The sequence below is a fragment of the Streptomyces sp. NBC_01506 genome, from assembly GCF_045040295.1.
Taxonomy (GTDB): Bacteria; Actinomycetota; Actinomycetes; order Streptomycetales; family Streptomycetaceae; genus Streptomyces.
This window is the reverse complement of record NZ_CP109422.1, coordinates 8,128,738-8,141,606: the sequence shown is the minus strand read 5'-3', so window position 1 is coordinate 8,141,606 and position 12,869 is coordinate 8,128,738. Positions and strand designations below refer to the sequence as shown.

Sequence of the window (12,869 nt, the reverse complement as noted above, 5' to 3'; positions counted from 1 at the left end):
GGGGTCCATGCACGCACTGTGAACATCCGGCGGGAATCACGGGGAATCCTCCGTGTTACGTTCGCCGGATGAGCGAGTCAGTCGTACTGGACCCGGTCGATCTGCACATACTGCGCCTGTTGCAGAACGACGCGCGGACCACCTACCGGGAGATCGCCGCCGAGGTCGGCGTCGCCGCGTCGACCTGTCTGGACCGGGTGGCCAGACTGCGGCGTTCCGGGGTGATCCTGGGACATCAACTGCGCCTCGATCCGGCCAAACTCGGCCGTGGGCTCCAGGCGTTGCTGTCCGTGCAGGTCCGGCCGCACCGCCGCGAGCTGATCAGGCCGTTCGTGGAGCGGATCCGGGGCCTGCCGGAGTCCCGCGCGCTGTTCCATCTGACCGGTCCTGACGACTATCTGGTCCATGTGGCCGTGGCGGACACGGCGGATCTCCAGCGGCTCGTGGTCGACGAGTTCACCTCACGGCCCGAAGTGGCCCGTGTCGAGACGCGGTTGGTCTTCCAGCAGTGGGACTGCGGTCCCCTTATGCCCCCTTCATCAGCCATTCCGTCCGCGACCCGGCCCTGAAGTGGGGTGACGCGGGGTCCTGGCTCGGAGAGGATGTCGCCATGCCAGACACTTCCAGCAGCGCGCTGCCCCGCCAGGTCGCCGACGCCTATGTCGACGCACTCATCGAACTCGATCCGATCACCGGTACCTTCCTGGGCGTCGCGGCCAGTTCCGGCCGCCTGCCGGACTTCTCACCGGCCGGAGCGCGGGAGGTCGCCGACCTCGCCCGCGCGACCCTCGCCAGGCTCGACACCGCGACGAAGCTGCCGGGAGCCGACAACGACCAGGAGCGGCGCTGCGCCAGGCTCCTGCGCGAACGGCTGACGGCCGAGATCGCCGTCCACGACGCCGGGGAGAATCTGCGGGCCGTCAGCAACATCCACTCCCCCGCCCACCACATCCGTGACATCTTCACCGTGACACCGACCGGTTCGCAGGAGGAATGGGCGGCTGTGGCCCAGCGCCTTCGCGCCGTACCGGCCGCGCTCGAAGGGTTCCGCGAGTCGCTGGCCCTCGGGCTGGAGCGGAAGCTGCCGGGCGGGCCCCGTCCGACCGCGACGTTCGTCGGCCAGCTCACGGAGTGGGCGGGCGACGGCCGTGGCTGGTTCGAGGAGTTCGCTTCGGCCGGGCCCGACTCGCTGCGTACGGAGCTGGACGAGGCGGCGGGCGCCGCGACGGGCGCCGTCGCCGCCCTGCGCGACTGGATGCGCGACGTGTACGCACCGGCCGTCGAGGGCGCGCCCGACACGGTGGGCCGCGAGCGCTACGCCCGCTGGTCGCGCTACTTCAACGGCACGGACCTGGATCTGGACGAGGCGTACGCCTACGGCTGGTCCGAGTACCACCGGCTGCGCGCCGAGATGACCACCGAGGCCGACAAGATCCTCCCCGGCGCGACCCCCTGGGAGGCGCTGGCCCATCTCGACAAGCACGGCGAGCACATCGAAGGCGTGGAGGAGGTACGCAAGTGGCTCCAGGCCCTGATGGACGAGGCCATCGACGCGCTGGACGGCACCCACTTCGAACTCGCCGACCGGGTAAGGAGGGTGGAGTCGCGCATCGCCCCGGCGGGCGGTCCGGCGGCGCCGTACTACACCGGCCCCTCGGAGGACTTCTCCCGCCCCGGCCGCACCTGGCTGCCGACGATGGGCGAGACCCGCTTCCCGGTGTACGACCTGGTGTCGACCTGGTACCACGAGGGTGTCCCCGGCCATCACCTCCAGATCGCGCAGTGGGTCCATGTCGCTGACCAGCTCTCCCGCTACCAGGCGTCGGTGGGCGGCGTCAGCGCGAACGCGGAGGGCTGGGCGCTGTACGCGGAGCGGCTGATGGACGAGCTGGGCTTCCTGCCGGACGCGGAGCGCAGGCTCGGCTATCTGGACGCGCAGATGATGCGTGCCTGCCGGGTGATCGTGGACATCGGGATGCATCTGGAGCTGGAGATCCCGGCGGACTCGCCGTTCCACCCGGGTGAGCGCTGGACACCCGAGCTGGCGCAGGAGTTCTTCGGGAACCACAGCGGCAGACCGGCGGACTTCGTGGAGAGCGAACTGACCCGCTATCTGTCGATGCCGGGCCAGGCGATCGGCTACAAGCTGGGCGAGCGGGCGTGGCTGCTGGGCCGGGCGAACGCGCGCGAGCGGCACGGCGACGCGTTCGACGCGAAGGCATGGCACATGGCGGCCCTGTCGCAGGGCCCGCTGGGGCTGGACGATCTGGTGGACGAGCTGTCCAAGCTCTGACCCCGCGGGGCGCCCGGCGTCACGACGACGCCGGGCGCCCGAGCCTCAGCCGTTGGGCAGGGTGCGGTCGAGGAGGGGCAGCAGATGGTCCCAATGGCGTTGTAGCGCGGCGGGGTCGAAGGCGTCGGTGTCGGCCATGGTGAAGCCGTGGACGGTGCCGGGGTAGATCTCGGAGGTGTGGTCGACACCCGCGGCGTCCAGGGCCCGGTTCAGCTCGGCCAGGGCCTCGGGCGTCACGTCGCCTTCCGCGTGGCCGAAGTGGACCTGGGCCGTGATCGTGGCGAGGCTGTCGGGTCCGTCGGCGCCCACGGGAGCGTGGAATCCGGCGACGGCGGCCACTTGGCCGGGGTGGGCCGCGGCGGTGCGCACCGCCAGGAGGCCGCCTATGCAGTAGCCGGTCACCGCGACCGGTCCGGCGCCGACCTCGGGCCGGGTGGTGAGGAACGTGAGGTAGGCGTCGGCGTCGCTCAGGGCGCGTTCGGCGGTGTGCGCCTCGATCAAGGGCATCAGTTGGGCGAAGACGGCGGGCCGGACCTCTTCTCCGATGTGCTCGGGAAGTTCGATCACCGGTGCCGGGCCGTGCCGGTAGAAGAGGTTGGGGACGAGTACGTAGTACCCGTGCCCGGCCAGTTCGCGGGCCATCTCCCGTACTACGGGCCGGATGCCGAAGCCGTCCGCGTACATCAGTACCCCCGGGTGCGGGCCGCCATGGTCGGGGTAGGCGGCGAGAGCGTCGGCCTGGCCGTCCGCGGTGGGGATGTGCAGCATCGTGATGGGCATGGGTCTGAGGTCTCCTGTCGTGGTTGACGTGTCGAGCTGTGAGAAGCACGACAGGAGGCGGAGCCCGCGCGGCAGCGCCGGATCCCCGGTCGAACAGCGGGCCGGCACCGGCCCGTCCGGCGCTCAGAGGAGCGCCGGGTAACCGATCGGTGTGTGGCGCGAGGCCGTCCCGGTAGTCATCGCCGCACAACGTAGCCCACGGGACGGAATCGGTGCGACCACCCGGCCTCAGGGCCGAACGGATGCCTGGTCCCCGGTCGGTCGACCGGGGGCGCGGTGATCAGTGACCGATGGACAGATCCGGCGTTGATCACCGCGATTCACTTCGCCCCCCCTGAAACTGAAAGGAGCCAGCGATGCGTCATCGCTTCGCCGCCCTCGTATTCGCGACGGTCGCTCTGGCGGCCGCGTACACCGCCCCGGCCCAGGCAGCGGTCAACCCCTCCCCGGTGTCTCTCCCCGCCACCGAGTCCCTCATCACGGAGGGGCTCTCGATCGAGGGCCCTCTGATCAACAACCTTGGCTTGCCGCACGTGCTGTGAGCGAACGCGAAAGACCCGGCTGGGGCACCCCGGCCGGGCCTCGCGTTCTCGTGAAAGGCGCGCCTGCTCGAACGCGCGGGCCTCAGAAGGTGAGGCCGCCACCGAGGTCGATCCCGATCGCGGAAGCGGGGGCGGCAAGGGCGGTGACGAGGGCGAAGGCCCCGACCAGGACAGTGGCGATCCGACGGCGCATGGAGCTGCCTTTCTCAGATGAATTCAGATGAATGGGGACTGATCCACGGCCAGTGTGAAGATCACGGACGCCAATCCCGCGACGACCACGCCGGAAGCACCTGAATGCATGATTGAAGGGCGCATACACGTAGCAAGTCCTCCAGGACTGCGAGGGGATCGAGGACTTCCGCGTTGATGGCCGCCGACTCGCGCTATAGCCTGGAACGTCGGTGGCGCGGTGCCACCACGTCGCCGCCGAGGAGAGCCGGATGCCGATCGATCCGCCCGGCGCGCCCGCGCTGCGCGCGTCCGACGCGGACCGCGACCGGGTCATCGATGTACTGCGCGCCGCCGTAGGAGACGGCCGGCTCGAGCCGGCCGAGTTCGACGAGCGGGTGGGCGCGGCACTGGCCGCCCGCACTGTCGACGCGCTGGCCCCACTCACGGCCGACCTGACCCCGGCCCCGGGCAGCGGCAGCGCGCTCACACTCGCGGGTACGCCCGCCGAGCCGGCCGCCGAACTGCTGACCATCAGCGAGAAACACGGCTCGGTGCGCCGCGACGGCCGGTGGACGCTGCCGCACCGGCTGGCGCTGCGCACCGCGTGGAGCGATGTGATGCTGGACCTGACGAGCGCGGTGCTCACCCGACCCGAACTGGTCCTCGACCTGCGGGTGCGCGGCGGCAACGTGGAACTGGTCCTCGCGCCGGGCATGGTGGTCAATGCCAACGAACTGGCAGTACGGCACGGCGAGTTGGCGATCACCAGGGACGCGGGCGACAACACGCCGGAGACGCTGCACGTCCGGCTGGTGGGCCGGATGCGGCACGGCCGCATCGCCACCCGGTGGCCGGTCCCGTAGCAGGGCGGACTTTCGCGCGTCAGCAGCCGCAGGGGGCCGGGGTGCGTGGCGCGGTCAGGGGGTCGGGGGCGCGGCGCAGCCTTCGGCCGGCGTTCTCAAGGTCCGTGCCGGTCTCGATCTCGAAGCCCTCCCTGATCCAGTACTCGATGCCGCCCAGCATCTCCTTCACCCGGTAGCCGAGCAGCGCGAGGGCGAGGGCGGCGCGGGTGGCTCCGTCGCAGCCGGGGCCCCAGCAGTAGGTGACGACCGGCACGGACCTGTCGAGCAGCCCTGCCGCCCGGCCGGGGATCAGCGCGGTCGGCAGATGGACGGCGCCCGGGACATGGCCCTGTTCCCAGGACTGCGTCGAGCGTGAGTCCAGCAGGACGAAGCCGGGGTCTTCGCCGGCGGACAGCGCGGCGGCGACATCGGAGACGTCGGTGTACGAGGCGAGCCGCGCCGCGAAATGGGCGGCGGCATCGGCGGGAGCGGCGGGAGCCACCGCGAGAACGGAGTTGGGGTGCGTGAAGATGGTCATGCCCAGAAAGCTACGGCGGCGAGACCCCTCCCCAGAAGGGAGATTCCCCGGCACATGACTTGTTCGGCCGGGGAATCGTCTGCTACTTGTGACTCATGACCGAGTTTTCCCCGGACGCCACGGACTGGCTCATTCTGGATGTCCTGCAACGCGACGGACGGACCGGCTTCGCCGAACTGGCGCGCGCCGTCTCGATGTCGGCCAGCGCCGTGACGGAGCGGGTACGGCGCATGGAGGAGGCCGGGGTGATCTCCGGATACACGGCCGTGGTCGACCAGGAGCGGCTGGGGCGGCCGATCCTCGCCTTCGTACGGCTCCGCTATCCGCACGGCAACTACAAGCCGTTCCACGATCTGCTGGCGGGCATGACCGAGATTCTGGAGGCGCACCATGTGACGGGCGACGACTGCTTCGTACTGAAGGTCGCCGCGCGTTCGATGAGCGATCTGGAGACGGTCACGGGCCGGATCTCGACGCTGGGTTCGGTCACGACGAGCGTGGTCTACTCCTCGCCGCTGCGGCGCAGGGCGGTGGCTCCCTAGGGGGTGTCCGGGCGCAGGTCGGCCGGGCGTTCGGGGGACCAGGGCCGTACGGGGGTGAAGTGCTCACCGCTCAGCAGGAATCCGCCCTCCGAGTTGATGACCTGGCCGGTGATCCACTCGGCCTCGTCGGTGGCGAGCCAGGCGATCAGCCTCGCCGGGTCGTCCGGCATCCCCCATCGTCCGGCCGGGAACATTCCGGCGATCTTGTCGTAGGCGTCGCCGGTGAGGTAATCCGTGTCCACGGGGCCGGGGTTGACGGTGTTGACCGTGATCCCCATGCCGCCGAGGGAGGCGGCCAGGGTGTGGGTGGCCGAGGCCAGTGCGCCCTTGGAGAGGCTGTAGGCGATCTCCTCGGGCATTCCGGCCCGGAGGTTCTGACCGGAGGTCATCATCACGATGCGGCTGCCGCGCCGGATACGGGCCGGATGGGCGCCGCGCAGCTTGGCGTACTCCTGGATCAGCAGGATCACCGAGCGGGTGTTGGTGGCCCAGTGCGTGTCGAGCATCCCGGCGTCGATGTCCTTCAGGGCCCCGTCCGTGCCGCTGCGGGGGTGATTGGCCACCAGGATGTCGACCACGCCGCCGAGGGCTTCACCGGCCGCCGCGAACAGCTTGGCCGGGCCCTCGGGGTCGGACAGATCACCGGGCCCGTGGTGCACCTGGGCGCCCGGATGGCCGAGGGCTTCGCGCACCCCGGCGGCGACCGCTTCGGGGCCGTCGGGATCGGCTCCCCAGGGCTGGCTCCGATCGTGCGGCACATGGTGATGCAGGTAGATGCTCGCGCCGTACGCGGCGAGCCGGCGGGCGACCGCGTAGCCGATGCCGCCGCGCCTGCTGGCACCGGTGACGAGGGCCGTACGGCCCCGAAGGGGCAGGTGCTCACGGCGGAGGGATTCGGGGCTGGGGTCGGGGAGTTGAGGCATGGGCAGCAATGATGGTCGGCCGGTCGGCGGCTGTCATACGGATTTCGAGGGGCCGGGAGAGCGGTGACCGGGACCGGCTTGCTCAGCCGTCGGCGCCACCCGTACGCAGACTGACCGTGGAGCCCCGGCGGGACTTCGTCACTTCCAGTTGGGTCGGGATCCGGCGGCGGAGGTCCGCGACATGGCTGACTATGCCGACGCTGCGGTCACGTTCACGCAGCGAGTCCAGCACGTCCAGGACCTCGTCCAGCGTCTGGTCGTCCAGGCTGCCGAAGCCCTCGTCGATGAAGAGGGTGTCCAGGCGCGCGCCGCCCGCCTCGTCGGTGACGACATCGGCGAGACCGAGCGCGAGGGCGAGGGAGACGAAGAACGTCTCCCCGCCGGACAGCGTCGCCGTGTCCCGCGCGCTGCCGGTCCAGGAGTCGACCACATGGAGCCCCAGCCCGGACCGCTTGCCGCCGCCGCTGCGCGCGTCCGAGTGGACCAGGGTGTAGCGGCCGGCGGACATGCGCAGCAGCCGCGTGGTGGCCGCCGCCGCGACCTGCTCGAGCCGGGCGGCCAGGACGTACGACTCCAGGCGCATCTTGCGGTCGTTGTCGGTGGAGGTGCCGGCGGTGAGCGCGGCGAGACGGGCCACCCGCTCGTACTCCGTACGGAGCGGGCCCAGGCGCCGTACCTCCTCCTCGGCCTGCCGGGAGAGCCCGGCCAGCTCCGCGCTTCGGCGGCGGGCGCCCGCGAGTGCGGTGATCGCGGCGCGCAGCGCGGTCTCGGCCGTCTCGTAAGAGGTGAGCGCCGTGTCGAGCCGGGCGGGTGGCCGCTGTGCCGCCTCGCGCGCGTCGGTCTCGGCGAGCCGGTCGGCGACGGTGGCGGCCTCGGCCTGCCAGTCGTCCATCCGGTGGGTCAGATCGCGCTGCTCCGGGCCGGACAGCAGGGCCGCCGCTGCCTCGCGCGGGGTGTCGAACCCCGCCCGGAACGCCGCGTCCGCGAGCCGGTCGTCGCCGTCCTTGAGCCGCTGGGCCGTGGTGTCGAAGTCCCGTACCGCGTCGGCCGCTTCGGCGAGCAGCCGTGCCCGGCTCTCCAGCCGATCGGCGTGCGCGGCGACGCTGTCGGCGTCGCCACGCGCGCGGACCAGTTCCGATTCGAGGCCGGTCTGTTCATGGTCGAGCGCTTCGCGCCGTGAGGTACGGGCCGCGACGCGGTTCTCGGCCGACCGCTGTGCGGTGAGCCGGTCCTCACGCTCCCGTTCGGCGCGGGCCAGCGCCTCGCGTGCGGCGTGCGTACCGGCGGCGAGTCGGTGCGCCGTCGTGTGGTCGCGGCCCAGGCGCTCGGTGAGCGCGAGAAGGTCGGCGACGGTCGACCCGCCGGCCGCCGACCGGGCCGCCGCGTACTCCTCTCGTACAAAGGCGTGCTCGCGCTCGGCCTCGGTGACGGCGGCCTCGGCCCGCCGGGAGGCGGCGAACGCGGCGTCCTCCGACGCCTGGTCGACGTGGCCGGCTCCGGCCCGCGCGGGCGCCGGGTGATCGTCGGAGCCGCAGACGGCGCAGGGCTCGCCCGCGACGAGCAGGGCGGCGAGTTCGGCGGCGATGCCGCGCAGCCGTCGCTCGCGCAGATCGAGCCAGGTCTCCTTGGCGTCGTTGGCGCGCTCGCGGGCGCTGTTCAGGAGGCGCTGCGACTCGGTGGCCCGTGCGTCGAGCGCGTCGCGCGCGCGGGCCGCGTCGAGCTGTGCGCGCGCCGGTTCGAGCTGTCCCGCGAGCTGTTCGGCGCGGGTCGCCGCCTCCTGGGCCGTCTCGACGCGGTCCTGATGTTCCCGGCGGGCGCTCTCCCAGTCGGCGAGCCAGCCGGCGGCGTCGGCCAGCAACTCTTCGTCGGCGCGCGCCTGACGGTCCAGCTCGGCCCGTTCGCTGCTGATCTCCGCGCTGCGCCGCTCGGCGCCCCGGGCGGCGTCGACCCGGCCCAGCTCCTCCAGCATCTTCCGCTCCAGCGCGGAGAGATGGTCGGCGCCGCTGTCGGTGAGTTCGGCGGGGAGCCGGGCGCGGGTCCGGTCGAGGGCGGCGGCGGCCGTGCGGTGGGCGCGCTCGGCGTCCGCGCGCAGGGTGAGCGCGGGGGCGACCTGGTCCGCCTTGCGGGCCCGATCCAGCCTGGCGCGCGCCGCCTCGTAGGCGGGGCGGCGGGCTTCGAGCGCGTCGGCGCGCCGCTGTCCGTCGGCGAACCGCTGTTGCAGCCTGGCCAGTTCACGTTCGGTGTCGAGCCGTCGGCGCGCGGCGGCCTGCCCGCTCTCGGCGCGGGCGAGGGCCGACTCGGCGATGTCGCGGCGTTCGTGGGCCGTGGAGCGGGCGACGGCGGCCCATGCCAGGACGGCGGGGGCCAGGGCGGGATCGCCCGGCTGCCGCGCCGGCAACGGCTGTTCGAGGCCGGCGCCGGCCGCCTGGTCGATGTGCTGCGCGACGCCGAGCAGTCGCTCGTCCCCGGCCCGCACCTGCTGTTCGGCGCCCCGCCGCAGCTCGGCGAGCCGGTCCTCGACGGCGGCGAACCGGCGGGTGTCGAAGAGTCGGCCGAGCAGCTTGCCGCGCGCCTCGGCGTCGGCGCGCAGGAAGCGCGCGAAGTCGCCCTGCGGCAGGAGGACGACCTGGCAGAACTGCTCGCGGCTCATGCCGAGGAGCTGGCCGATCTCCTCGCCGATCTCCTGGTGGGACCGGCTCAGGGCGCGCCAGTCGCCGCTCGTGGAGTCGTACTCCCGCAGCCCGCTGCCGGCCTTCTCCGTGGTGACGCCGGTGCCGCGCTTCTTGGGACGCGTCTGCGCCGGACTGCGGGTGATCTCCAACCGCCGTCCGCCGACGGTCAGTTCGAGGCTGACCTCCGTCGACGTGCCCGCCGGGGCGTGGTCGCTGCGCAGGGAGGCGTCCTTGGTGGCGGCGCCGCCCTTGATCTGGCGCGCGCCCGGCACGGCGTCGTACAGCGCGTAGCAGACGGCGTCGAGCACGGAGGTCTTCCCGGCGCCGGTCGCGCCGTGCAGGAGGAAGATCCCCGCGGCGCACAGCGCGTCGAAGTCGACCTCCTGGGTGTCGGCGAACGGCCCGAAGGCGGTGATGGTCAGCCGGTGCAGTCTCATCCGGTCACCTCGCGTACGGCGGTGTCGACCCGTACATGGTCGAAGGCGCCGCGCAGCACGGTCCGTTCCCGGTCGTCGGGCCCGGCGCCGCCCCGTACATGCGCCACGAAGTCCTCGGCGATCTCCTGGTCGCTGCGGCCTTCGAGGCGCTGTGCGTAGGACGCGACCAGTTCCTCGTCGCCCCGGTCGGGGTCGAAGACGAGACTGAGGGTGTGCGGGAAGCGTTCGGCGAGTCGTGCCATGGGCTCGGCGGGGCGCACGGGGTCGGTGAGCGTCGCCTCGATCCATGCCTGCTCGTGGCGGGTGAGCGCCGGGTCCTCGAGGAGGCCGGCGAGGGTGCCCCGGACGCGGGCCAGCGGGCGCGGCACCGGGCAGTCGATCCGCTCGGCGTCGATCTCGCCGCCGGGGCCGAGGTCCACCAGCCACATCGTCTTGCGGTGGTCGGTCTCGGAGAAGGAGTACGCGAGGGGTGAACCGGAGTAGCGCACGCGCTCGGTGAGGGCCTGTGAGCCGTGCAGATGGCCGAGGGCCGCGTAGTCCACGCCGTCGAACGTCGCGGTGGGGACGGCGGACACGCCGCCGACGGTGATGTCGCGTTCACTGTCGCTGGCGGCTCCGCCGGCCACGAAGGCATGCGCGAGGACGACGCACCGGGTGCCCGTGGGGCGGGTGGCGAGATCGGCCCGTACCCGGTCGAGCGCGGCCGACAGCACGGCCTCGTGGCCTGCCTTCGCTGCCTTGAACTCGTCGCGGACCAGGGCCGGTTCGAGGTAGGGCAGGCCGTAGAAGGCCACGTCGCCGTGGGTGTCGGTGAGCACGACGGGGGTGGCGCAGCGGGCCGGGTCGGTGCGCAGATGGATTCCGGCGTGGTCGATGAGCCCGGCGCCGACGCCCAGCCGGCGGGCCGAGTCGTGGTTCCCGGAGATCATCACGGTCGGTACGCGCGCCTCGGCGAGCCGGTGCAGCGCCCGGTCGAACAGCTCGACGGCGGAGAGCGGGGGCACCGCCCGGTCGTACACGTCGCCCGCCACGAGGACCGCGTCGACCTCGTGCGCCAGGGCGGTCGCCACGAGATGGTCGAGGAACGCCGCCTGTGCGTCGAGAAGGCTGACGCGGTGGAAGGACCGCCCCAGGTGCCAGTCCGACGTGTGCAGGAATCTCATGATCCCTGAGAGTAACGGTGGGGTCGGACATCGGGTGTGGCTACCGGCATATCGCCCTTGCGGCGGCTGACGCCCCGTCGGTCACGGAGGTCTCGGGTGGCCTCGGGTGGTTTCGGGGATTTCCGGAGGCGTCGCCGGTGGTCCCGGTGGGCGTCAGAGGTCGCCGTACGCCTCACCGCCCAGTTCCAGTACGGCTGTTCCGGCCGTGGTGTCCGCGAGCCAGGCCCGGAAGTCGCCGATGTCGGCGTCCGGCAGTGCGATCCGCATGGTCACTATCTCCGCGTACCGCACCTCGCGTACGGCGCGGCCGGTGGCCCGCAGTTCGTTCTCCAGCTTTCCGGCCCGCTGGTGGTCGACGATGATCGTGGCCAGCCGGTAGCGCTGCCGGGTGACGGTGCCGACCGTGTCGAGCGCTTCGCCGACCGCGCCCCCGTACGCGCGGATCAGCCCGCCCGCGCCGAGCTTGACGCCTCCGTAGTAGCGCGTGACGACGGTGACGACGTACCGCACGTCCCGGCGCATCAGCATCTGGAGCATGGGCGCGCCGGCCGTGCCGCCGGGCTCTCCGTCGTCACTGGCCCTCTGTACGGAGGCGTCGGCGCCGATGACATAGGCGAAGCAGTTGTGCGTGGCCGTGGGGTGTTCCCGGCGGACGGCGGCGACGAAGGCCCGCGCCTCCTCCTCGGTGGCGGCGGGCGCGAGCGCGCAGAGGAAGCGCGACCGGTTGACCTCGGTCTCGTGAATTCCCCGGCGGGCGACGGTGCGGTACTGCTCATGCATCGCGCCACCCTAGGCGCTGCCCCCACCCCGCGCGCATGGCGGGCCCTCGCCAAACGGGAAGGACAGGGGAAGGACAGGGGAACGGCGGGGGAATTGCCGGGCCGTGCCGTCCGTTGTCCGGGCATGTACGCAGACGACGAGACGATTCGCAGGATTCTGACCTCCACGGGTGACACCTGGGCGGTCGTGGGCCTCTCCGGCAACCGGTCGCGGGCGGCGTACGGCGTCGCGGCCGTCCTCCAGCGCTACGGCAAGCGGGTGGTGCCGGTGCATCCCAAGGCGGAGACGGTCCACGGCGAGCGGGGGTACGCGTCGCTGGCCGAGATCCCGTTCCCCGTCGACGTGGTGGACGTGTTCGTCAACAGCGAGCTGGCGGGGCCGGTCGCCGACGAGGCCGCCGCGATCGGCGCGAAGGCGGTCTGGTTCCAGCTCGGGGTGATCGACGAGAAGGCGTACGAGCGCACGACGGCCGCCGGTCTCGACATGGTGATGGACCGCTGCCCCGCCATCGAGATACCGCGCCTCGGCTGAGTCCGCTGTTCCCGCCTCGTCAGCCCTCAGCCGCTGGCGACGCCGAGTCCGTCGACGACGACGGCGCCGGGCAGGGTGGCGAACGCCTTGCCGGGCACGATCAGCTTCCCCCGGCGGCGTCCGCTGCCGATCAGCACCCACTCGGTGTCCACGACCGCGGCGTCCACGAGCAGGGTCCAGTCGGCCGGCAGACCGATGGGTGTGATGCCGCCGTACTCCATCCCGGTCTCGCCGGTCGCGGAGTCCATCGGCGCGAACGACGCCTTACGGGCGCCCAGTTGCTTGCGTACGACTCCGTTGACGTCGACGCGGGTCCGTGACAGCACGAGACAGGCGGCGAGCGTGGACTCGCCGCCGCGCTTGCCCGCCACGACGACGCAGTTGGCCGACCGGTCGAGCAGATCGGCGCCGTGGTGCTCCACGAAGGCGGCGGTGTCCGCGATCTCCGGATCGGTGTCCACGTACAGGAGTTGGTCGGCGGGCACGTCGCCCTGCCAGGCCCGTACGGCGGCGGCGACCGGCTCCGTGAGCAGGTCGAGGCAGTCGGGGGCGGGTCGGGCGTTGTCGAAGTCTCCGATGGGCGCGCGCATGCGCGTCAAGCTAACAGGCGGGCCGAGGGGCGGGAAAAGCCGTCTCGACGGATGAACAGACG

Annotated in this window: 13 protein-coding genes; 6 read left to right on the top strand and 7 right to left on the bottom strand. The window is 72.2% G+C overall.

Features of this window, described 5'->3' with window-relative positions; genetic code table 11:
* Positions 1 to 68: 68 nt before the first annotated feature.
* Entirely contained in the window at positions 69 to 569 is a 501-nt protein-coding gene (locus OG329_RS36575) for an Lrp/AsnC family transcriptional regulator (protein WP_405800982.1), read from the top strand.
* Between the two features lie 41 nt (positions 570 to 610).
* A complete protein-coding gene (locus OG329_RS36570) occupies positions 611 to 2,293 on the top strand; it encodes a DUF885 domain-containing protein (protein WP_405800981.1) in 1,683 nt (560 codons plus the stop codon).
* A gap of 45 nt (positions 2,294 to 2,338) precedes the next feature.
* Here OG329_RS36570 and OG329_RS36565 read toward each other — a convergent pair whose 3' ends face one another.
* The gene (locus OG329_RS36565; protein ID WP_405800980.1) at positions 2,339 to 3,073 is read right to left on the bottom strand and encodes a dienelactone hydrolase family protein; all 735 of its coding nucleotides are present in this window, start codon (positions 3,071 to 3,073) and stop codon (positions 2,339 to 2,341) included.
* A gap of 356 nt (positions 3,074 to 3,429) precedes the next feature.
* On the opposite strand from OG329_RS36565, the gene OG329_RS36560 reads away from it, so the two are divergent.
* Both OG329_RS36560 and OG329_RS36555 read left to right on the top strand, forming a co-directional pair.
* Complete coding sequence (locus OG329_RS36560; protein ID WP_405800979.1) at positions 3,430 to 3,615, top strand: hypothetical protein; 186 nt, start codon at positions 3,430 to 3,432, stop codon at positions 3,613 to 3,615.
* A gap of 443 nt (positions 3,616 to 4,058) precedes the next feature.
* The gene (locus OG329_RS36555) at positions 4,059 to 4,652 is read left to right on the top strand and encodes a DUF1707 domain-containing protein (protein ID WP_405800978.1); all 594 of its coding nucleotides are present in this window, start codon (positions 4,059 to 4,061) and stop codon (positions 4,650 to 4,652) included.
* Positions 4,653 to 4,671: 19 nt separating this feature from the next.
* On the opposite strand, the gene OG329_RS36550 is transcribed toward OG329_RS36555, so the two are convergent.
* Entirely contained in the window at positions 4,672 to 5,169 is a 498-nt protein-coding gene (locus OG329_RS36550) for a rhodanese-like domain-containing protein (protein ID WP_405800977.1), read from the bottom strand.
* 95 nt (positions 5,170 to 5,264) lie between these two features.
* Here OG329_RS36550 and OG329_RS36545 point away from each other — a divergent pair, with 95 nt between their 5' ends.
* A complete protein-coding gene (locus OG329_RS36545; protein ID WP_405800976.1) occupies positions 5,265 to 5,711 on the top strand; it encodes an Lrp/AsnC family transcriptional regulator in 447 nt (148 codons plus the stop codon).
* Here the strand turns inward: OG329_RS36545 and OG329_RS36540 are convergent.
* From OG329_RS36540 to OG329_RS36525, 4 genes are all read right to left on the bottom strand, one after another.
* Positions 5,708 to 6,634, bottom strand: a complete 927-nt coding sequence (locus OG329_RS36540) for an SDR family oxidoreductase (protein ID WP_405800975.1) — start codon at positions 6,632 to 6,634, stop codon at positions 5,708 to 5,710. The two genes, OG329_RS36545 and OG329_RS36540, sit on opposite strands and share 4 nt — an antisense overlap.
* A gap of 82 nt (positions 6,635 to 6,716) precedes the next feature.
* Positions 6,717 to 9,743: an AAA family ATPase gene (locus OG329_RS36535; protein WP_405800973.1), complete on the bottom strand. Its 3,027-nt coding sequence runs from the start codon at positions 9,741 to 9,743 to the stop codon at positions 6,717 to 6,719.
* Positions 9,740 to 10,906: an exonuclease SbcCD subunit D gene (locus OG329_RS36530; protein ID WP_405800972.1), complete on the bottom strand. Its 1,167-nt coding sequence runs from the start codon at positions 10,904 to 10,906 to the stop codon at positions 9,740 to 9,742. Before OG329_RS36530 ends, OG329_RS36535 begins: the two co-directional genes overlap by 4 nt.
* A 153-nt stretch (positions 10,907 to 11,059) precedes the next feature.
* On the bottom strand, positions 11,060 to 11,686 hold the full coding sequence (locus tag OG329_RS36525) for a YigZ family protein (protein ID WP_405800971.1): 627 nt from the start codon (positions 11,684 to 11,686) through the stop codon (positions 11,060 to 11,062).
* A gap of 123 nt (positions 11,687 to 11,809) precedes the next feature.
* Between OG329_RS36525 and OG329_RS36520 the strand changes: the two genes are divergently transcribed.
* Positions 11,810 to 12,217 carry a CoA-binding protein gene (locus OG329_RS36520; RefSeq protein WP_405800970.1) on the top strand — a complete coding sequence of 136 codons (408 nt, stop codon included), beginning with the start codon at positions 11,810 to 11,812 and terminating at the stop codon, positions 12,215 to 12,217.
* A gap of 26 nt (positions 12,218 to 12,243) precedes the next feature.
* On the opposite strand, the gene OG329_RS36515 is transcribed toward OG329_RS36520, so the two are convergent.
* On the bottom strand, positions 12,244 to 12,807 hold the full coding sequence (locus OG329_RS36515; RefSeq protein WP_405800969.1) for a YbaK/EbsC family protein: 564 nt from the start codon (positions 12,805 to 12,807) through the stop codon (positions 12,244 to 12,246).
* Positions 12,808 to 12,869 lie beyond the last annotated feature (62 nt).

Bases quoted from the DNA above. Each gene is read 5' to 3' on its own strand.
- OG329_RS36575 (WP_405800982.1), top strand. From the start codon at position 69: ATGAGCGAGTCAGTCGTACTGGACCCGGTCGATCTGCACATACTGCGC.
- OG329_RS36570 (WP_405800981.1), top strand. From the start codon at position 611: ATGCCAGACACTTCCAGCAGCGCGCTGCCCCGCCAGGTCGCCGACGCC.
- OG329_RS36565 (WP_405800980.1), bottom strand. From the start codon at position 3,073: ATGCCCATCACGATGCTGCACATCCCCACCGCGGACGGCCAGGCCGAC.
- OG329_RS36560 (WP_405800979.1), top strand. From the start codon at position 3,430: ATGCGTCATCGCTTCGCCGCCCTCGTATTCGCGACGGTCGCTCTGGCG.
- OG329_RS36555 (WP_405800978.1), top strand. From the start codon at position 4,059: ATGCCGATCGATCCGCCCGGCGCGCCCGCGCTGCGCGCGTCCGACGCG.
- OG329_RS36550 (WP_405800977.1), bottom strand. From the start codon at position 5,169: ATGACCATCTTCACGCACCCCAACTCCGTTCTCGCGGTGGCTCCCGCC.
- OG329_RS36545 (WP_405800976.1), top strand. From the start codon at position 5,265: ATGACCGAGTTTTCCCCGGACGCCACGGACTGGCTCATTCTGGATGTC.
- OG329_RS36540 (WP_405800975.1), bottom strand. From the start codon at position 6,634: ATGCCTCAACTCCCCGACCCCAGCCCCGAATCCCTCCGCCGTGAGCAC.
- OG329_RS36535 (WP_405800973.1), bottom strand. From the start codon at position 9,743: ATGAGACTGCACCGGCTGACCATCACCGCCTTCGGGCCGTTCGCCGAC.
- OG329_RS36530 (WP_405800972.1), bottom strand. From the start codon at position 10,906: ATGAGATTCCTGCACACGTCGGACTGGCACCTGGGGCGGTCCTTCCAC.
- OG329_RS36525 (WP_405800971.1), bottom strand. From the start codon at position 11,686: ATGCATGAGCAGTACCGCACCGTCGCCCGCCGGGGAATTCACGAGACC.
- OG329_RS36520 (WP_405800970.1), top strand. From the start codon at position 11,810: ATGTACGCAGACGACGAGACGATTCGCAGGATTCTGACCTCCACGGGT.
- OG329_RS36515 (WP_405800969.1), bottom strand. From the start codon at position 12,807: ATGCGCGCGCCCATCGGAGACTTCGACAACGCCCGACCCGCCCCCGAC.